We start from the raw sequence: 17,526 nt of genomic DNA, 5'->3' as shown, positions 1-17,526 counted from the left end.
TCGGCAATCAAGCCCGGAGAGCCCAGCCATGAAACGCGTCGTTCTGTTTATTCTTACCAACCTGGCCGTGATGCTGGTGTTGTCTATCGTGCTGACCGTGCTCGGCGTCGGCCGCCAGCCCTACGGCGGCGGCCTGGACCTGGGCAGCCTGATGACGTTTTCCCTCGTCGTCGGTTTCACGGGGGCGATTTTTTCTCTGTTGATCAGCAAGCCGATGGCGAAGTGGTCGACCGGCGCCCGCGTCATCGGGCAGCCCGCGTCGCCGACCGAGCAGTGGCTGCTGGCCACCGTGGGCGCGCTGGCCGGGCGGGCCGGCATTGCCATGCCCGAGGTCGCCATCTACGAGGGCGAGCCGAACGCCTTCGCCACCGGCGCGTTCAAGAATGCGGCGCTGGTGGCCGTGTCCACCGGCTTGTTGCAAAGCATGAACCGCGACGAGGTCGAGGCCGTGCTGGGCCATGAAATCGCCCACGTCGCCAACGGCGACATGGTGACGCTGACGCTGATCCAGGGCGTCGTCAACACCTTCGTCGTGTTCCTGGCCCGCGTCGTCGGCTTCTTCGTCGACAAGGTCTTGCTGCGCAATAATGGCGAGCAGCGCGGCCCCGGCATCGGCTACAGCATCACGGTGATGGTTTGCGAAGTGCTGTTCGGCATCCTCGCCTCGCTGATCGTCGCCTGGTTTTCGCGCCAGCGCGAGTTCCGCGCCGACGCCGGCTCGGCCAAATACCTGGGCAGCCCGGTGCCGATGATGCACGCGCTGGCGCGCCTGGGCGGCGTCGCGCCCGGCGCCCTGCCGCAGTCGATGGCGGCGCTCGGCATCGCCGGCGGCCAGGGCGGCTGGGCGGCCCTGTTCGCCACCCATCCGCCGCTGGAAGAGCGCATCGCCGCCTTGCGTGGCGTACAATCATAACAATCGAATAATGCGGCATGCCGGACATGCCCCGCCCAGCCCCACATGAGCCAATTTTTCCAGATTCACCCCGAGAATCCCCAGCCGCGCCTGCTCAAGCAGGCCGCGCAAATCATCCACGCCGGCGGCATCGTCGCGCTGCCGACGGATTCCTGCTACGCCCTGGTCTGCCACCTCGACGACAAGAGCGCCGTCGAGCGCCTGCGGCGCATCCGCGGCATCGATGAAAAGCACCATCTGACGCTGCTGTGCCGCGATCTGAGCGAGATCGGCGTGTATGCCCGCGTCGACAACCGCCAGTTCCGCCTGCTCAAGGCGGCCACGCCGGGGCCTTACACCTTCATCCTGGAGGCGACGCGCGAGGTGCCGCGGCGCCTGAGCCACCCCTCGCGCAAGACCATCGGCCTGCGCGTGCCGGAGAACCGCATCGTCCAGGCGCTGCTGGAGGAGCTGGGCCAGCCGCTGCTGGGCACGACCCTGATCCTGCCGGGCGACGAGGACACCTTGACGGACGCCGACAGCATCCGCGAGCGGCTGGAAAAGCACGTCGAGCTGATCGTCGACGGCGGCGCCTGCAGTTTCGAGCCGACCACCGTCGTCGACTTGACGGGCGCCGAGCCGGAGCTGGTGCGCCAGGGGCGCGGCGCGGCGCCGCCGCTGGGCCTGTGAGCGGGGCGGCGCAATGGCTCTGGTAGAATCGCGCTTATGAACGACACCAGCCAAATCATCCAGACCATCGCCGTTTACCTGATCCCGGTCCTGTTCGCGATATCCCTGCACGAGGCGGGCCACGGTTATGTGGCCCGCTATTTCGGCGACCCGACGGCCTCGAACGAGGGGCGCCTGAGCCTGAATCCGGCCCGGCATATCGACCCCTTCGGCACCATTCTGCTGCCGCTGCTGCTGTACTGGAGCGTCGGCATTCCCTTCGGTTACGCCAAGCCGGTGCCGGTCGACTACAGCCGCCTGCGCAATCCGCGCAAGCAGATGGCCTGGGTGGCGCTGGCCGGCCCGGGCGCCAATTTCGCCATGGGCCTGGGCTGGATGGTCATGCTGGTGCTGCTGGCCGCGCTGAATGCGCCGGATTTGTTCTTTTTCTCCGAAATGGCGCGCGCCGGCGTCAGCGTCAACGCCGCCATGTGCGTCTTCAACCTGATTCCCATTCCGCCGCTCGACGGCGGCCGCATCGTCACCGGCATCCTGCCGCTGGGGCTGGCGCGCAAGTTCGCCCGCATCGAGCGCTATGGCGTGTATGTGTTCGTGCTGCTGGTCGTGCTGATGTATTACCGCGTGCTGGACGGCGTGCTGCTGGCGGCGATCCATATCCTGATCGGTATTTTCAAGGCTTGCGTGTTTCCCCTGACCTTATTTTTGAACTGATTAACTATGTACCCCGACCGCGTTGTCTCCGGCATGCGCCCCACCGGCGCCATGCACCTTGGCCACTATCACGGCGCCCTGAAAAACTGGATCAAGATGCAGTCGGAACTGCCTTGCCTGTTTTTCGTGGCCGACTGGCACGCGCTGACCACGCATTACGACGACCCCGGCGTCATCGAGCGCAGCACCTGGGACATGCTGGTCGACTGGCTGGCGGCCGGCGTCGACCCGTCGCAGGCGACGCTGTTCATCCAGTCGCGGGTGCCGGAGCACGCCGAGCTGCACCTGCTGCTGTCGATGGCCACGCCGCTGGGCTGGCTGGAGCGGGTGCCGACCTATAAGGACCAGATCGACAACCTGAGCAACAAGGACCTGGCCACCTATGGCTTCCTCGGCTACCCGCTGTTGCAGGCCGCCGACGTGCTGATCTACCGCGCCAGCCAGGTGCCGGTGGGCGACGACCAGGTGCCGCATATCGAGATGATGCGCGAAATTGCCCGGCGTTTTAACCATTTGTACGGCAAAGAGCAGGGCTTCGAGGCAAAGGCCCAGGACGCCGTGAAAAAGCTCGGCAGCAAGCGCGCCAAGCTGTACAACGAGTTGCGCACCGACTACCAGCAGTGCGGCAAGGACGCGGCGCTGGAGCAGGCCAAGGCCATGCTCGACGACGCCCAGAGCCTGTCGATGATAGACCGCGAGCGCCTGTTCGGCTATCTGGAGGGCAGCCGCAAGCTGATCCTGGTCGAGCCGCAGGTGCGCCTGACGGCGGCGTCGCGCCTGCCGGGCCTGGACGGGCGCAAGATGTCCAAGAGTTATGGCAATGCGATCGCCCTGCGCGAAGACCGGGCCACGGTGACGAAGAAGGTGCGGACCATGCCGACGGACCCGGCGCGGGTGCGCCGCAGCGATCCCGGCGACCCGGCCAAATGCCCGGTGTGGCAATTCCACGCCGTGTATTCCGACGCGGCGACCAAGGAATGGGTCGCCAAGGGTTGCAGCTCGGCCGGCATCGGTTGCATCGAGTGCAAGCAGCCCGTCATCGACGCCATCATCAAGGAGCAGGAGCCGATGCACGAGCGCGCCCAGCAATACCTCGACGACCCGACGCTGGTGCGCGCCATCGTCGCCGACGGCAACGACGCGGCGCGCAAGCTGGCGCAGGAAACCATGCGCGACGTGCGCGAGGCGATGGGATTGGCGTACAACTGAGATGGACGATATTTCCCCCTGGGTGAGGCGCTGGGCGCCCCTGATTCCGAGCGGCGAGGTGCTCGACCTGGCCTGCGGCGGCGGCCGCCATGCCCGCCATCTGGCGGCCCTGGGCCACGCCGTGCTGGCGCTGGACCGCGATCCGGACGCGCTGGCGCGCGCGGCCGGCCCCGGCATCGTCACCGCCGAGTTCGACCTGGAAGAGGCGGGCGCCGTCTGGCCCTACGCGGCCGGGCGCTTCGCCGGCATCGTCGTCAGCAATTATCTGCACCGCCCCCTGTTGCCCGGCATCGCCGGCAGCCTGGCGCCGGATGGCGTGCTCATTTACGAAACCTTCGGCGCCGGCAACGCCCAGTTCGGCAAGCCCGCGAATCCCGCCTTCCTGCTGGCGCCGGGCGAGTTGCTGGCCTGGGCCGCCCAGTACGGCTGGCGCGTCGTCGCCTTCGAGGAGGGCCGGGTGGCCGCGCCGCGCGAGGCCATGGTGCAAAGGCTGTGCGCGGTGGGCGCCGCTTTTCCGCCGCTGGCGGCCCTCTTGGCGCCGTGCCAGCCCTGTAATGAACTGTAAAACCCGGTGCAAGATGCACCACAGGCGCGGCCTATCCGCTACAATCGTTGTTTTATTTATCGACGCACTATATATATTATGATCAAGGGCAGCATTGTAGCAATCGTCACCCCTATGCACGCGGACGGCAGCCTGGACTATCCAGGTCTGCGCAAGCTGATCGACTGGCATATCGCCGAAGGCACGGACGGCATCGTCATCGTCGGCACGACGGGCGAATCGGCCACGGTCAACGTGGAAGAGCACTGCGAGTTGATCCGTGTGACCGTCGAGCACGCCAAAGGCCGTATTCCCGTCATCGCCGGCAGCGGCGGCAATTCCACGGCGGAAGCGATCAAGCTGACGGAATTCGCCAAGGAAGCGGGCGCCGATGCGGCCCTGGTGGTGGTGCCTTACTACAACCGCCCCAGCCAGGAAGGCATGTACCAGCACTTCAAGGCCGTCGCCGAAGCCGTCGACCTGCCCATCATCCTGTACAACGTGCCGGGCCGTACCGTGGCCGACATGTCGAACGAAACGGTGGCCCGCCTGGCGGAGATCGCCAACATCGTCGGCATCAAGGATGCGACCGGCAACGTCGGCCGCGGCACCGAGCTGCTGCGCATGGTGCCGGCATCGTTCGCCGTCTATTCCGGCGATGACCCGACCGCGATGGCCCTGATGTTCTGCGGCGCCCAGGGCAATATCTCGGTGACGGCGAATGTGGCGCCGCGCGCGATGCATGAGCTGTGCGCGGCGGCCATGAAAGGCGACATCGCCGGCGCCGTGGCCATCAACAACCGCGTGATGCCGCTGCACCAGAAGTTGTTTGTCGAGCCGAATCCGGTGCCCGTCAAATGGGCGCTGGCGGAAATGGGCATGATGCCGCCAGGCATACGCCTGCCGCTCGTGCCGCTGGCCGACGCCTGCCACGACACCGTCCGCGGCGCCTTGCGCGACGCGGGCGTCTTACCCTAAGCCCCGACTCGAAACGGTCCGGATCTTCCCTGTTTACAGCTGCTTTTTAGCTTCTCATCCAGTAACGACATGACAATTCGCAAGAAACCTTACCCGGCTCACACCGCAATTGCACAGCGCGGCCTCGTTATCGGCGCCGTCGTGGCCAGCTTGACCGGCTGCGGCATGATCAGTTCCGTCGTCGGCACCGACAAGGTCGACTACAAGTCGGCCAAGAAGGCCAGCACCCTCGACGTGCCGCCGGATCTGACCCAGTTGCAGAAAGATAATCGTTACGCGCTGCCCGAGACGAAGAGCGGCATCGCCACGGCGTCCGGCTACAACGCGCAAAGGGGCGCCGCCGCGCCTGCGATGGCCGCCGGCAACCAGGACGTGCTGGCCAGCGGCAAGGACGTGCGCGTGGAGCGGGCCGGCAACCAGCGCTGGCTGGTCGTCAAGCAGGCGCCCGAGCTCCTGTGGCCGCAGTTGAAGACGTTCTGGGAAGATTCCGGCTTCACGCTGGCGCTCGACGCGCCGACGGCCGGCATCATGGAAACGGAATGGAATGAGAACCGCGCGAAGATTCCGCAGGATTTCGTCCGCAACACCATCGGCAAGGTCTTCGACTCCCTGTACTCGACGGGCGAGCGCGACAAGTACCGCACCCGCATCGAACGTTTGCCGGACGGTTCCAGCGAAATTTTCATCAGCCACCGCGGCGCCGAGGAAGTCGTGACCGGTTCGCAAAAGGATGGCACGGTGTGGACCGCGCGGCCGAACGATCCCGGCCTGGAAGCCCTGTTCCTGGCGCGCCTGATGACGCGCCTGGGCGCCGGCGACAATGCGCAGGCGAAAACGGCGGTCGACACGGCCATCGTCCAGCCCCTGCACGCCAAGCTGGTGGGCGCCGCCGCCACCCGCGCCATCGAAGTCGACGAGGGCTTCGACCGCGCCTGGCGCCGTGTCGGCCTGGCGCTGGACCGGGTCGGCTTCACCGTCGAAGACCGCGACCGCGTCCAGGGCACGTATTTCGTGCGCTATGTCGATCCGGACGAGGCGAAGAAAACCGACGGCTTCTTCAAGAAACTGCTCAGCTGGGGCTCGTCCGACAAGGACAAGGAGGCGCAGCGCTACCGCATCGGCGTCAAGGCCGGCGCCGGTTCCAGCAGTCTGGTGACGGTGCTCAACAACGACGGCAAGCCGGAAACCTCGGCGACGTCCGAGAAGATCCTGGTCTTGCTCAACGAGCAACTCAAGTAATGCCGCCGGGAGGCGCGCCGCCATGCGGGCGGCGCGCCTCCGGATACGCCGGACGGCGCAATTTGCCTTTGTCCAGACGTAAAAAAGCCGACCCGAAGGTCGGCTTTTTTATTGCAAGCTGATATTACTTCGAAGCAGCGGAAGCGGCCGAAGCAGCAGCCGATGCTGCAGGAGCAGCAGCAGCGTCAGCAGCAGGAGCAGCAGCCGAAGCGGCTGGAGCAGCAGCAGCAGCGTCAGCAGCTGGAGCGGCAGCAGGAGCTGCAGCAGCAGGAGCGGCTTCAACTACGGCTGGTGCTGGAGCAGCAGCAGGAGCTTCTTCTTTTTTGCTGCAAGCAGCCAGAGCAACAGCCAACAGGGAGGCGATCAGCAGGGATTTTTTCATGGGTTTTCCTTAATTATTTCAAAAGTAGTTCAACAATGTTGCGATGAATAATTACCGGTAATTATCGCTCATTAGGTCGTCTTCGAAGGCTTTTCGTACCTTGAGGTGCCTGCCAGACAACGGAAACTTCCTAACCGAATATTATAGCGATTTTTGGTGCGTCGCAATAGGAGTAACGGGCAATTTCGCAACTATTTTGCGATATCGCAATATTTACCGGGGCGATACGTTTTCATTTGCATCAAACTTACGCGAAAAGCGGAATCACGGAGGAATAATAACGGATTTCTTGATATAAGTCATAGTCCAGCCGTGCTGGGGTGCAATCCCGGCTCCGCTTCCAGCCACATGCCGGCGAAACGCTCGGCGCACAGGCGGGTGTCGGCCTCGCTGTCGAACACGGCCTCGCCGCGCAAATGGTCGCTGTGGAAGCGCCGCACCAGATGCAGATCGTCGGCGATGCAGAAGGAATCGGTCAGATGGCGTAAGTTCTTGCTGCTTACGCGACATTCGAAGCGGTGGCCGAACTGCGTGAGCAGGCGCAGCAGGCGCGGACACTGGCGCTCCAGCAGGGCGTCGCTGTGGGCCAGCAGCGCGATGCCGCCGCCGCCCAGCAGGAAGGGGCGCAGGATGGCCTCGACTTCGCCCGTGCCCAGGTCCCACAGGGCGAAGTCGGGGTCGAACAGGCGCAGCCGCCGTTCGGCGCGGGACAGGCACAGCCGCAGTTGCTGCTGGAATGCCTGCCGGCTGGAGAAGGGAAACACTTGCCTTTCCATTGCTGCTCCTTTGCAAACCTGGCGCCGCGCCCGGCGGCGCCTTAACCCAGTTCCAGCCAGCCGTCCTGATACCAGGTGTAGAGCGCGTCCATGACGTCCTCGGAGGCGCCGGCCAGCGCCGCGCCGTCGAGCGCGCGCGCGTTGGCCAGCGCTTCCAGCGCGACCTTGTCGGCGCGGCCGATGGCGAACGATTCGCCGTTGATGAACACGTGTTTGCCGCGGTAGAGCATCAAGGTCTTGCGCGACAGGGCCACGCCCTTCTTGGCCGCGCTCAGCGCGAAGCGTTCCGGCGTCAGCGGCTTGGCCGGCCCCTTGAAGAAGACATTGTGCTTCGGCTCGGACAGGTGCTCGCCGAGGAAGATCGTCACGTCGTCCTCGGTGAAGCGGACCTTGTTCAATTCCGCGGCGATGGTGCTGAGCATATTGCGCGGGATCTCGGCCGGATGCTTGCTCACTTCCAGGTCGGGGTCGCCGTAGCGGCCCGGCAAATCGATGGAATCGGCCATGAATTGCAGGAAGGCTTCGCCCAATTCCTGGTAGGACGGCGAGCGGAAGCCGACCGAATAGGTCTGGCAGTCGCCGATGGCGACGCCGTCGTGGGCGTAGTGGGGCGGCAGGTAGAGCATGTCGCCCGGTTCTAGGATGAATTCCTCGGTCGGCTTGAACTTGCTGAGTATCTTCAGCGGCAGGCCCTCGACCAGGCTCAGGTCCTTCTGCGCGCCGATGCGCCAGCGGCGCTGGCCCTGGGCTTGCAAAAGGAACACGTCATACGAGTCGAAATGGGGGCCGACGCCGCCGCCGTCGGTGGCAAAGCTGATCATCAGGTCGTCCAGGCGGGCGTCCGGAATGAAGCGGAATTGGCGCAGCAAGTCGTCGGCGGCGTCGTTGTGCAGGTTGGCGCCCTGCACCAGCAGCGTCCATTCCCTGGCGTCGCGCGCCGGCAGCTCGGCCACCGGGCCATGCTGCATCTGCCAGGCGCCGTCGCTGTGGCTGACGAGGCGCGCTTCGACGTGGTCTTGCGCGGCCAGGGCCGCCAGGGCCGCGACGCTCATCAGGGGCTTGAAGCCGGGGATGGCTTGGCGGATCAGGAGCGGCTTTTTGTGCCAGTAGTCGCGCAGGAACTGCGCCGGCGTGATGTCGCCGAGGATGGTAAGTTTTTTCATCCCGCCATTATAACCACGCGCAATGCGCCTGCGCGTCCCCCGCTGGGGGTATAATTTGCCAGCTTATATAATGAAAGGAAGCACAATGAAGATTGCCAAGAATACGGTCGTGACTGTAAATTACAAACTGTCAGATGCCCAAGACAATCTGATCGAAGACGGCCGTCAGCCTATGGTCTATCTGCACGGTGACTATGAGAACACGCTGCCGAAAATCGAAGAAGAACTCGACGGTAAGGAAGTGGGCTATTCGAACACGATCCAGATCGAGCCGGACGACGCGTTCGGTGAATACGACCCGGCGCTGGTCAAGGTCGAGCCGCGCAACCGCCTGCCCGATCCGCTGGAAGTGGGCATGCAGTTCGAAGGCATGCCGGAGAGCGATTCCGCCGACGACGAAGCGATGATCTTCACGGTCACCGACATCGCCGACGACAAAGTTGTGCTCGACGGTAACCATCCGCTGGCCGGCATCGCGCTGCGCTTCGAGTTGACGGTGGCTGAAGTGCGCGCCGCCACCGACGAAGAAATCGCCCACGGCCACGTGCACGGCGCCCATGGCCACGGCCATGACCACGACGAAGATGAAGGCGACGCGGGCGACCACTTCCGCAGCCATCCTATCCACTAAGATCGTTGTTGCGCCGCCCGGCCATGCGGCCGGGCCGGCCTGTTGCCGCTAGCGTGCGGCGCCGTTGCTGGCCTCGAACAGGGCCGGCCGGCTGCGGTCGACGCCGATCTGCACCCAACCGCCATTGACGCTGAGGTGTCCCAGGTTGTCGCGCCAGGCGATGGCCGCGTCGGCCGCCCGCTTCACGCGCCGCGTATCGACCAGCAAGACCTTGCCGCTGAATTTCTTCGCCAGCATCTTGATCTGCCGCCGCGGGCCGGCAAAGCCATCCTGCTTCGTGTTAAAGCTCGGCAGCAGCGAACTGTCCTCCTCCATCTGCACGCCGACATCGCCGTCGGAAAACAGCACGATGCCGTCCAGCTTTTTGCGCTGCGCCATCGCGAACAGGCGCTGCAGCCACGAACGGTTGGCCACCAGGCGGTCCTCGAACTCGCTGTTGCGGCCCGCCTCGCGCAGGAAGTGGTTGTTATTGGCCGGCAGGTTCACCGTGGCGAACAGGATGCGGCCCGATTCCCAGTGGGCGTTTTCGGCGTAGCTGCGGAACTTGGCGCTGGCCGACAGCCGCGACAGCGTCAGCTTGCGCGCGCCCAGCGAATTGTCGTCGGCGAAGAACAATTCGCGCAGGCGGTTCAGGCGCTCGATGGCGTTCGAGCGGCCCAGCGAGTTCTTGCAGCCGCTCCAGTCGCTGGCGGCCAGCGAGACGATCAGCGGCCGCTCGCTGTCGTCGAGCAAGTCCCTGCGGCGTGCGTACAACTTGTCGCTGCACGATTCGCTGTCGGCCTTGATGCCGGTGGCGACGACGAAGGCCAGGTCGGCCTGGTCGGCCTCGTGGATTGCCTGCTTGAGCGCGGCCTCGTCCGGCGTGGCCTTGAAGGCGTGGCCGAGCACGCCGAACTGGAAGGGCGCGTCGGCCCGGGCCGGCTTGGCGGCGCCGGCCGGCTGCCACGCCAGCGCGGCGGCCAGCAGGGCCGCCGTCAAGCCACTGCGGCGCAGGCTCATGCCAGCGCCGGCAGGGCCAGGCGTTTCAGCTGGTACAGCTGTTCGAGCGCCTCGCGCGGGCTCAGGGAGTCCGGGTCGAGTTCCTCCAGCGCGCCCAGCAGGGCCTGCATGGCCGGGTCGGCGGCCGGCGTCGCCTCCGCCTCTTCCTCCTGCGTGTAGGGATCGGCGGCCGGCGCGGCGAACAGGTCGCGCTGCGGCGTGGCGTCGAGCGCCTGCGCCTCCAGCCGCGCCAGGTGCTTGCGCGCGGCCTTGATCACGGCCTGCGGCACGCCGGCCAGCTGGGCCACCTGCAAGCCGTAGCTTTGCGAGGCGGGGCCGGCCTGCACGGCGTGCAGGAAGACGATGCTGTCCTTGTGCTCGACGGCCGACAGGTGGACGTTGGCGGCGCTCGGGTGGCTCTCGGGCAGCTGGGTCAGCTCGAAATAGTGGGTGGCGAACAGCGTGAAGCTGCGGCTGCTGTCGATCAGGTGGCGGGCGATGGCCCAGGCCAGCGCCAGGCCGTCGAAGGTCGAGGTGCCGCGGCCGACCTCGTCCATCAGCACCAGCGACTGCTCGGTGGCGCCGTTCAGGATGGCCGCCGATTCCGTCATCTCGACCATGAAGGTGGAGCGGCCGCCGGCCAGGTCGTCGGTGGCGCCGATGCGCGTGAAGATGCGGTCGATCGGGCCGATGACGGCGCTGGCGGCCGGCACGTAGCTGCCGACGTAGGCCAGCAGCGTGATCAGCGCGACCTGGCGCATGAAGGTCGATTTACCGCCCATGTTCGGGCCGGTGATCAGCAGCAGGCGGCGCTCGTTGACGAATTTGCAGTCGTTGGCGATGAAGCGCTCGATCTGCTTTTCGACGACGGGGTGGCGGCCGTCGACGATGTCGATGCACGGCTCGGCCACCAGTTGCGGCGCGCACCAGTTGTGGTGCAGCGCGTGCTCGGTCAGCGCCGTCAGGGTGTCGAGCTGGGCCAGCGCCTGGGCGATCGTCTGCAGCGTGCCGATGTGCGGCGCCAGATCGAACAGCAACTGCTCGTACAGCAGTTTTTCGCGCACCAGCGCCTTGTCCTGGGCCGACAGGGCCTTGTCCTCGAAGACCTTGAGCTCGGGCGTGATGTAGCGCTCGGCGTTCTTCAGCGTCTGGCGGCGGCGGTAGTCGTCCGGCACCTTGTCGGTCTGGCCGTGCGTGACCTCGATGTAGAAGCCGTGCACCTTGTTGTATTCGACGCGCAGGTTGGCGATGCCGGTGCGGGCCCGCTCGCGGGTTTCCAGGTCGACCAGGAACTGGCCGGCGTTCTCGGACAGGGCGCGCAGCTCGTCGAGTTCGGCGTCGAAGCCGCGCGCGAACACGCCGCCGTCGCGCACCATCGCGGCCGGCTCCTGGGCGACGGCGCGCTGCAGCAGGTCGAGGCAGGCGGACGGCGTGGCCAGCGCGGCGTGGGTGGCGGCCAGCAGGCTGGCGTCGAAGCCGGGGCCGTCGCAGCGCAGCACGCACTGGCGCAGCGCCGGCAATTGCTGCAGGCCGTCGCGCAGCGCGGCCAGGTCGCGCGGCCGGGCCGACAGCAGCGCGACGCGGGTGGTGATGCGTTCGATGTCGGGCACCTGGGCCAGCGTCGAGGCCAGCGCGCCGCTGGCGTCGCTCTGGGCCAGCGCGGCGATCGCCTCGTGGCGGGCGCGCGCGACGCCCTGGTCGCGGCGGGCGTGGTGCAGCCAGTGGCGCAGCAGGCGCGAGCCCATCGCCGTGCGGCAGTGGTCGAGCAGCGAGAACAGCGTCGGCGACTCCTGGCCGCGTATCGTCTCGGTCAGCTCCAGGTTGCGGCGGGTGGCCGCGTCCAGGCCGATGAATTCGCTTTCCGTTTCCGTCGTCAGCGTGCGCACGTGCTGCAGGCCGCGACCCTGGGTCGAGTGGGCGTAGCGCAGCAGCGCGCCGGCCGCGCCGAAGGCGGCGCCCAGGCCGTCGGCGCCGAAGCCCGTCAGGGTGGCCACACCCAATTGTTCGAGCAGGGCCTTGTGCCCGCCGAGCACGTCGAAATGCCAGTCGGGCACGCGGTTGACGTTGGCGCCGGCGTTGTCCTCGAACATGTCGGCGCCGTCGCCGCGCAGGATCTCGGCCGGCGCGATGCGTTCGAGCTCCTGGCGCAGGCGCACGTCGACGGACTTGGCGTCGCCGGAGAACTCCATCAGTTTGAGCGCGCCGCTGGCCAGCGACAGCCAGGCCAGGCCGGCCGTGACGACCTTGCGCTGGTTGATCACGCACAGGGCCAGCAGCGGCCGCTCGGCCTTCTCGGGCAGCAGGTCGGCGTCCGTCAGCGTGCCGGGCGTGACCACGCGCATCACCTTGCGCTCGACCGGCCCCTTGCTGGTGGCGGGGTCGCCGACCTGCTCGCAGATGGCCACCGATTCGCCCAGCTTGACCAGCTTGGCCAGGTAGGGGTCGAGCGAGTGGAAGGGGATGCCGCACATCTTGATCGGGTTGCCGTTGCTGGCGCCGCGCTGGGTCAGCGTGATGCCGAGGATGCGCGCCGCCTTCTCCGCGTCCTCGAAGAACAGCTCGTAGAAGTCGCCCATGCGGTAAAACACCAGCATGGTCGGGTGGTCGGCCTTGATGCGCAGATATTGCTGCATCATAGGGGTGTGCTTTTCCGTCGCGCTGTTTTTGATGGCGGCGGCGTTGATTTCGGTAGGGGTGATCGTCATCTGTTCTTTGTCGGTGGGGCGGGGCGCCAGCCAGTTCGCGCTCCCCGCCTATGGTGCGGCGCATTGCTGCGCCTGCGTTAAGGCCGCCATTTTACCGCTTTCGCAAGCGGCGGTAGGGCGAAAGCGCGGGCAGGGACGACAAATGGCGAGGCGGCGCTGCGGCGCTGCGCGCGCGGCGTTGGCGGGGCAGGCGGTGGAGCGGATTATTTTTTGCTGATGGTATCGAGTTGCCGCTGCATCTGCTTCAGCAACTGGGCGGTTTCCTCGGCCTGTTTTCTGATCTCGGCTTGGGCCAGCGTCGTGTTTTTGCCCGACTCGAACGAGGCGAGCATATTGGCCAGTAGCGTGGCGTTGAACGTCGCGACCCCGAGAACGATGGCGAGGGAGGCGCTGACAGCCGTGACGATGATCGTCGTTTTCATGCCTGCAATGGACTTTTTCATTTCCGACAAGGACGTTTCGATGTTCGTCATCCGGGCGTCCATCCAGCCGAATTTCTCGTCGATCCTGGCCATGAAATAGTCTACCTTGGCTTCAATGGACGCGATCCGGGCGTCCATCCTTGCCTCGATAGCCTCCAGTTTTGCATCGAATTCTTCCCTGCTCGGCGCATTCATTGCATGGCCTCCCTAAGCGCGTCGCCGCCGACCAATACGGCCCTCAAGAAATCCATTCTACGCCGACGCGGGGATAGCGCATTGTGCCGCCACAGATCGCGCGCGCCGCTATGGCAGGTGAAACATCCTGGTGCCGAACACGCCAACGAGCCCGACGATGATCAGGTACAGGGCGATGATGTAGTTGAGTAACTTGGGCATGAACAGGATCAGCACGCCGGCGATCAGCGATGCGAGGGGAACGGTGGTCAGGTGGATGCTCAAAGCGGGCTCTTTCATTGGAAACGGGAAGGCGCGAGTGTGCCACAAGCGCCGATTCGCCGGTTTCAATCGTGCTAGAAGAGTTCGCCCTGGCCCGGCGCGGCCGGCTTTCCGGCGGCAGCGGGTCGGCGCAGGCGCTCGGCAGCTCCACCGGACAGGTACGGAACGCTTCCGTTGAGCCAGCCAGGTCGCCGCGCAACCATTCCGCGTTATCGATAAGGAGAACAGGAGTATTCATTACATTGTTGAAGAAAGGCGCACATCGAGGTTTTGAAAATGCCTTCGCTGTCAATAAATCAAGCAATCCTGTTCGTCGACAAGTCCCAGCCACCGACGGTGTTGCCGCCGGAGCCGCCTGCAATTTTTTGCTGCGTGTATTTCCAGCGAATCCTCGAATACTTCAACCCCACATGCTCGCCCAGGAACTCGCCGTCGGCCAACCTTGGAGCGACGCCGCTGATCAGCACGTTTTCTAGCTGGATCTCGAAATATTTGATGCGATCGCCCATCGCGTCGGCGCGCATGAACTCGATCGTCGCCGTGGGAATCGTCTTGCCCGCCGAGCAGGTTTGCAGCAGCAGCGGAGTGGACAGGTCGGCGAGCTTCGAGATGACGATGTCGCCGTGTTCGCTCCTCTCCGCCGTATGCCCACCGCCTGTCGACGCCGTTGCCGACTTCGGCTGCGCTATCTTCCAGCGCACGGTTTTGCATTCGATCCAATCCCTGTGGCGGTTGTCCGCCGACTCGCCCTTGATTCCGTCGATGCGCAGATAGACGTCGATTGCCATGGCTACCTCTGGTTGTGACGCGCCGGAACGTCCCGGCGCAGCCGCCATTATTCGGTATCGGCCATGGCGGCCATTGCGGGTGCTCAACCATGGCGGAAGTTCCGCTCCGTCCCTCGACAACCCAAGCGCGGCCTGAGGCCCGTCAACGTCTGCACCGCAAATGTTGCGAGGCGTCAACGTAGAGCGTCGGCGGAGGAATAGAGTCGGGGTAGTCCGTCTGCGAGGCGGTCCGATCAACTCCCTGACCATTGGATGAATCCATGCTCGACGTTGCTTTGACGCCGCCTAAAGTCGACAATTCCAAATTGAGCATGAGCGCTTCCGCCAAGTTGCGGATGCGCGAGCGCGAGGACCCGAAGGCGTTCTATTACGATGACGGGGGCCGTCCAGGGCGGGGAAACTGCACGTGGGGCATCGGGATTTTGGCTCATCTTGGCCCCTGCACATCGGACGAGCTGAAGAAGGAGGTGAGCGCCACCGAAATCGAGGCATCCTTCGCCTCCAGAGTGGGCGAGGCAGAACGGATCGTCAGGCGCCGCGTCTCGAAGCAGGCGCTCACGCAAGATCAGTTCGACGCCTTGGTCAGCTTCACCTACAACTCAGGCGGGCGCGGAGCCGCGAAGGTGCTGGCCTACGTCGACGACGGCAATTTCAAGGCGGCGGCAAGCGGCATCAGCGGGGCCATCTACATGACGATCAGGACAAAGAAGGGCTCGAAACGGGTGATTGCCCGCGGGCTCATTCCCCGGCGTGCGGAGGAGAGCGCGCCGTTTCGCAACTCGGTGCGATAGGCCGCCAGGAACGCCCCGCGGACTACCTCGAAAGGAAAGACATGTTGCTGCGCGCCATCCATGGCGGGATCCTCAACCTTGTCGGCTGCCTCGCCCTCGCGGGGCTGGCGTGGGCGCCAGTAGCGGCCGGGGCGGGGGATGCCGGACTTCTTCCTGGCGCGCGCGCCGCAGCCGAGCCCAACGCGGACATCCTCGGCCGGTGGCGTTTGACGAGGGTGCTCGACGCCGCCGACATCGCCGCGATGTCGGACCGGCAGGCGCGCGCGTTGATCGGCAAAACCGTCGTGGTCGCCAAGGATAAATTCGTGTTCAATGGCGAGGCGTGCGCCTCGCCGACTTACGAGCGCAGCGTAAACGACTTGGCGCGCTCGTTTCGAGAGCAGGGGCATGTGAGCTCGGCGAATATGGGATTGCCGGACCCCGTCACGGCGATCGACGCTCGTTGCACCTATCTCTTTTTGAAGAAGCCCGGCCGTATCGTGGTTCATTGGAACGGTTTTTATTTCGAAGCGGTCAGACGCGGGCGTTAAGAAAGTGCGCGAGCCCAGCGCGACAATGCGAGAGATGGGATCTTATGTGGGGCTAGTTGTCGCCACGTGTCGCGTGGATTCAAGCCAACGTTCTCGCGGGTTGAAATAATTGAAAAAGCAGCAAATCGTCGAGGAGGGCGTGTGGCGGGGCGTTGCCGCCGGCAACTTTGGATTTGATAAGTTGTGTATTTTTAAAAAAATGATTGGCGCTGATCTTCATCTTTGCCGAATTTTCCCGACATCGCGCGTGCCGATATCCATTTGTCGCTATGGCAGGTGAAACGGGACGGCGCGAGTGTGCCACAAGCGCCGATTCGCCGGTTTCAATCGTGCTAGAAGAGTTCGCCCTGGCCCGGCGCGGCCGGCTTGCCCGACGGACCGTCGACGCCTTGCCGTCCGCTCTCCAGGCGCCAGTCCGGGCGGGCCGGCCGGCTTTTCAGCGGCAGCGGGTCGGCGCAGGCGCTCAACAGTTCCGCCGGATAGGTGCGGAACACTGCCGTCGAGCCAGCCAGGTCGCCGCGCAACCATCCCGCGTATTGCCACGGTTCCAGGATGACGACCATGCGCTTTTCGTCGTCCGGCTGGTGGAACTGGCGCATCAGCCCGTGTTCGTCGGCGTTGATGGTCAGCATGGAGAAGGAAATCAAAGGCTGGCCGTCCGGCCCGTCCGGTTTCGTTTCCCATATGCCGGCGATGCCCAGCGGGCCGCCGTCGGCCCGCTCGATGCGCCAGCGCACCGGCTGCTCCGTGGCGTAGCGGGGCTCGAACAGCGCGCGCGCCGGAATGATGCAGAACTGGCGCCGCTTCCACGCCTCGCGGAACGACGGTTTCTGCGCCACCGTTTCGCTGCGCGCGTTGTAGGTGCTGCGGGCCAGCTTGAGGTCGGCCCAGTGCGGCACCATGCCGAAGCAGGCCAGCACGCATTCGACGTCGGTGTCCGTGCCGCGCACGCGGCGGACGATGGGCGCCATGTATCCGGGAAACGTTTCGAGCGGAAAGTCGAACAGGCCAAGCTGGACGCCGAAGTGTGCCGCGATGACGTCTTTTGGGCTGGGGGTGTAGTTGGCGCACATGCCGTATTCTAGCGTGTCGCGCCGGAGGCCGGAACCGGGAGCCGGAACCGGGGGGCGCCCTTACAGGGGCAGCGCCGTTTCGTACTTCACTTCGCGCATCGTCACGCTGGTGTTGACCTGGGCCACGCCGTGCAGCTTGAACAGCACCTCGTGCAGGAAGTTCTGGTAGGCGTCCATGTCGGGCACGATCACTTTCACCATGTAGTCGGAGCCGGTGGTTTCATAGCATTCGACGACTTCGCTGCGCGCCTGCATGGCGCTTTCGAAGGCCGCCACCACCTCGGCCGAATGGCGGTTCAGCGACACGTTCGCCAGGCAGCACACCATCAGCCCCAGCTTGCGCCGGTCGACGATGGCGGCGTAGCGCTTGATGTAGCCGCCATCCTCCAATTCCTTTTGCCGGCGCCAGCACGGTGTGGCGGAAATGCCGACTTTTTCGGCCAGCTCGGCCGTCGAAACGCGGCTGTTGTGTTGCAGCTCGTTAAGTATTTTCAGGGATGCCGCATCAAGAGGATGGTTTTTCATATTTTGGCTAAAAATGAGTATGGCTCTCCGAAATCTATCACAG

The 17,526-nt window shown here is 65.0% G+C and carries 20 protein-coding genes; 10 read left to right on the top strand and 10 right to left on the bottom strand.

Annotated elements, in window-relative coordinates:
- Positions 1–28: 28 nt before the first annotated feature.
- From htpX to bamC, 7 genes are all read left to right on the top strand, one after another.
- Positions 29–913, top strand: coding sequence for a protease HtpX (gene htpX / locus OIK44_RS16570; RefSeq protein ID WP_273672233.1), 885 nt, complete (start codon positions 29–31; stop codon positions 911–913).
- A 45-nt stretch (positions 914–958) separates the two neighbouring features.
- Positions 959–1,582, top strand: coding sequence for an L-threonylcarbamoyladenylate synthase (locus OIK44_RS16565; RefSeq protein WP_273672232.1), 624 nt, complete (start codon positions 959–961; stop codon positions 1,580–1,582).
- A 36-nt stretch (positions 1,583–1,618) separates the two neighbouring features.
- Positions 1,619–2,293, top strand: a complete 675-nt coding sequence (locus tag OIK44_RS16560) for a site-2 protease family protein (protein ID WP_273672231.1) — start codon at positions 1,619–1,621, stop codon at positions 2,291–2,293.
- 6 nt (positions 2,294–2,299) lie between these two features.
- The gene (locus OIK44_RS16555; protein WP_273672230.1) at positions 2,300–3,502 is read left to right on the top strand and encodes a tryptophan--tRNA ligase; all 1,203 of its coding nucleotides are present in this window, start codon (positions 2,300–2,302) and stop codon (positions 3,500–3,502) included.
- Between the two features lies 1 nt (position 3,503).
- The gene (locus OIK44_RS16550) at positions 3,504–4,067 is read left to right on the top strand and encodes a class I SAM-dependent methyltransferase (protein ID WP_273672228.1); all 564 of its coding nucleotides are present in this window, start codon (positions 3,504–3,506) and stop codon (positions 4,065–4,067) included.
- Between the two features lie 78 nt (positions 4,068–4,145).
- On the top strand, positions 4,146–5,024 hold the full coding sequence (dapA, locus tag OIK44_RS16545; RefSeq protein ID WP_273672226.1) for a 4-hydroxy-tetrahydrodipicolinate synthase: 879 nt from the start codon (positions 4,146–4,148) through the stop codon (positions 5,022–5,024).
- Between the two features lie 69 nt (positions 5,025–5,093).
- Entirely contained in the window at positions 5,094–6,263 is a 1,170-nt protein-coding gene (bamC, locus tag OIK44_RS16540; RefSeq protein ID WP_420213853.1) for an outer membrane protein assembly factor BamC, read from the top strand.
- A gap of 124 nt (positions 6,264–6,387) precedes the next feature.
- Here bamC and OIK44_RS16535 read toward each other — a convergent pair whose 3' ends face one another.
- The 3 genes from OIK44_RS16535 to OIK44_RS16525 form a co-directional block, all read right to left on the bottom strand.
- Complete coding sequence (locus tag OIK44_RS16535; protein WP_273672224.1) at positions 6,388–6,645, bottom strand: hypothetical protein; 258 nt, start codon at positions 6,643–6,645, stop codon at positions 6,388–6,390.
- A gap of 299 nt (positions 6,646–6,944) precedes the next feature.
- On the bottom strand, positions 6,945–7,421 hold the full coding sequence (locus tag OIK44_RS16530; RefSeq protein WP_273672223.1) for a DUF7931 domain-containing protein: 477 nt from the start codon (positions 7,419–7,421) through the stop codon (positions 6,945–6,947).
- 41 nt (positions 7,422–7,462) lie between these two features.
- On the bottom strand, positions 7,463–8,584 hold the full coding sequence (locus tag OIK44_RS16525; RefSeq protein WP_273672221.1) for a cupin domain-containing protein: 1,122 nt from the start codon (positions 8,582–8,584) through the stop codon (positions 7,463–7,465).
- Between the two features lie 85 nt (positions 8,585–8,669).
- Between OIK44_RS16525 and OIK44_RS16520 the strand changes: the two genes are divergently transcribed.
- Positions 8,670–9,215: an FKBP-type peptidyl-prolyl cis-trans isomerase gene (locus OIK44_RS16520; protein WP_273672219.1), complete on the top strand. Its 546-nt coding sequence runs from the start codon at positions 8,670–8,672 to the stop codon at positions 9,213–9,215.
- Between the two features lie 48 nt (positions 9,216–9,263).
- Here OIK44_RS16520 and OIK44_RS16515 read toward each other — a convergent pair whose 3' ends face one another.
- The 5 genes from OIK44_RS16515 to OIK44_RS16495 form a co-directional block, all read right to left on the bottom strand.
- Entirely contained in the window at positions 9,264–10,214 is a 951-nt protein-coding gene (locus tag OIK44_RS16515) for a hypothetical protein (protein WP_273672218.1), read from the bottom strand.
- Positions 10,211–12,898: a DNA mismatch repair protein MutS gene (gene mutS / locus OIK44_RS16510; RefSeq protein ID WP_273672217.1), complete on the bottom strand. Its 2,688-nt coding sequence runs from the start codon at positions 12,896–12,898 to the stop codon at positions 10,211–10,213. The genes OIK44_RS16515 and mutS overlap by 4 nt, the downstream gene beginning before the upstream one ends.
- A gap of 203 nt (positions 12,899–13,101) precedes the next feature.
- Positions 13,102–13,515 (bottom strand): hypothetical protein, encoded by a 414-nt coding sequence (locus tag OIK44_RS16505; RefSeq protein ID WP_273672215.1) that lies wholly within the window; start codon positions 13,513–13,515, stop codon positions 13,102–13,104.
- 108 nt (positions 13,516–13,623) lie between these two features.
- Positions 13,624–13,794: a DUF3096 domain-containing protein gene (locus tag OIK44_RS16500; RefSeq protein WP_420213852.1), complete on the bottom strand. Its 171-nt coding sequence runs from the start codon at positions 13,792–13,794 to the stop codon at positions 13,624–13,626.
- Positions 13,795–14,072: 278 nt separating this feature from the next.
- Complete coding sequence (locus OIK44_RS16495; protein ID WP_273672214.1) at positions 14,073–14,564, bottom strand: Hcp family type VI secretion system effector; 492 nt, start codon at positions 14,562–14,564, stop codon at positions 14,073–14,075.
- Between the two features lie 260 nt (positions 14,565–14,824).
- Between OIK44_RS16495 and OIK44_RS16490 the strand changes: the two genes are divergently transcribed.
- The gene (locus OIK44_RS16490) at positions 14,825–15,355 is read left to right on the top strand and encodes a glycoside hydrolase family protein (protein WP_273672212.1); all 531 of its coding nucleotides are present in this window, start codon (positions 14,825–14,827) and stop codon (positions 15,353–15,355) included.
- 41 nt (positions 15,356–15,396) lie between these two features.
- Positions 15,397–15,885 (top strand): hypothetical protein, encoded by a 489-nt coding sequence (locus OIK44_RS16485; RefSeq protein WP_273672210.1) that lies wholly within the window; start codon positions 15,397–15,399, stop codon positions 15,883–15,885.
- Between the two features lie 332 nt (positions 15,886–16,217).
- On the opposite strand, the gene OIK44_RS16480 is transcribed toward OIK44_RS16485, so the two are convergent.
- Positions 16,218–16,958: an SOS response-associated peptidase gene (locus OIK44_RS16480; protein ID WP_273672208.1), complete on the bottom strand. Its 741-nt coding sequence runs from the start codon at positions 16,956–16,958 to the stop codon at positions 16,218–16,220.
- Between the two features lie 60 nt (positions 16,959–17,018).
- Positions 17,019–17,483 (bottom strand): Lrp/AsnC family transcriptional regulator, encoded by a 465-nt coding sequence (locus tag OIK44_RS16475; protein WP_273672206.1) that lies wholly within the window; start codon positions 17,481–17,483, stop codon positions 17,019–17,021.
- Between the last annotated feature and the right edge of the window lie 43 nt (positions 17,484–17,526).

Source organism: Janthinobacterium fluminis, from assembly GCF_028595325.1.
Lineage (GTDB): Bacteria > Pseudomonadota > Gammaproteobacteria > Burkholderiales > Burkholderiaceae_D > Janthinobacterium > Janthinobacterium fluminis.
This window is presented reverse-complemented; position numbering and strand designations above follow the sequence as displayed.

Excerpts from the sequence above, each read along its gene's own strand:
- OIK44_RS16565 (WP_273672232.1), top strand. The coding sequence starts at position 959 with ATGAGCCAATTTTTCCAGATTCACCCCGAGAATCCCCAGCCGCGCCTG.
- OIK44_RS16495 (WP_273672214.1), bottom strand. The coding sequence starts at position 14,564 with ATGGCAATCGACGTCTATCTGCGCATCGACGGAATCAAGGGCGAGTCG.
- OIK44_RS16555 (WP_273672230.1), top strand. The coding sequence starts at position 2,300 with ATGTACCCCGACCGCGTTGTCTCCGGCATGCGCCCCACCGGCGCCATG.
- OIK44_RS16515 (WP_273672218.1), bottom strand. The coding sequence starts at position 10,214 with ATGAGCCTGCGCCGCAGTGGCTTGACGGCGGCCCTGCTGGCCGCCGCG.
- OIK44_RS16490 (WP_273672212.1), top strand. The coding sequence starts at position 14,825 with ATGCTCGACGTTGCTTTGACGCCGCCTAAAGTCGACAATTCCAAATTG.
- OIK44_RS16530 (WP_273672223.1), bottom strand. The coding sequence starts at position 7,421 with ATGGAAAGGCAAGTGTTTCCCTTCTCCAGCCGGCAGGCATTCCAGCAG.
- bamC (WP_420213853.1), top strand. The coding sequence starts at position 5,094 with ATGACAATTCGCAAGAAACCTTACCCGGCTCACACCGCAATTGCACAG.
- OIK44_RS16520 (WP_273672219.1), top strand. The coding sequence starts at position 8,670 with ATGAAGATTGCCAAGAATACGGTCGTGACTGTAAATTACAAACTGTCA.
- OIK44_RS16480 (WP_273672208.1), bottom strand. The coding sequence starts at position 16,958 with ATGTGCGCCAACTACACCCCCAGCCCAAAAGACGTCATCGCGGCACAC.
- OIK44_RS16560 (WP_273672231.1), top strand. The coding sequence starts at position 1,619 with ATGAACGACACCAGCCAAATCATCCAGACCATCGCCGTTTACCTGATC.
- OIK44_RS16535 (WP_273672224.1), bottom strand. The coding sequence starts at position 6,645 with ATGAAAAAATCCCTGCTGATCGCCTCCCTGTTGGCTGTTGCTCTGGCT.
- OIK44_RS16550 (WP_273672228.1), top strand. The coding sequence starts at position 3,504 with ATGGACGATATTTCCCCCTGGGTGAGGCGCTGGGCGCCCCTGATTCCG.
- OIK44_RS16505 (WP_273672215.1), bottom strand. The coding sequence starts at position 13,515 with ATGAATGCGCCGAGCAGGGAAGAATTCGATGCAAAACTGGAGGCTATC.
- OIK44_RS16525 (WP_273672221.1), bottom strand. The coding sequence starts at position 8,584 with ATGAAAAAACTTACCATCCTCGGCGACATCACGCCGGCGCAGTTCCTG.
- htpX (WP_273672233.1), top strand. The coding sequence starts at position 29 with ATGAAACGCGTCGTTCTGTTTATTCTTACCAACCTGGCCGTGATGCTG.
- dapA (WP_273672226.1), top strand. The coding sequence starts at position 4,146 with ATGATCAAGGGCAGCATTGTAGCAATCGTCACCCCTATGCACGCGGAC.
- OIK44_RS16500 (WP_420213852.1), bottom strand. The coding sequence starts at position 13,794 with ATGAAAGAGCCCGCTTTGAGCATCCACCTGACCACCGTTCCCCTCGCA.
- OIK44_RS16485 (WP_273672210.1), top strand. The coding sequence starts at position 15,397 with ATGTTGCTGCGCGCCATCCATGGCGGGATCCTCAACCTTGTCGGCTGC.
- OIK44_RS16475 (WP_273672206.1), bottom strand. The coding sequence starts at position 17,483 with ATGAAAAACCATCCTCTTGATGCGGCATCCCTGAAAATACTTAACGAG.
- mutS (WP_273672217.1), bottom strand. The coding sequence starts at position 12,898 with ATGACGATCACCCCTACCGAAATCAACGCCGCCGCCATCAAAAACAGC.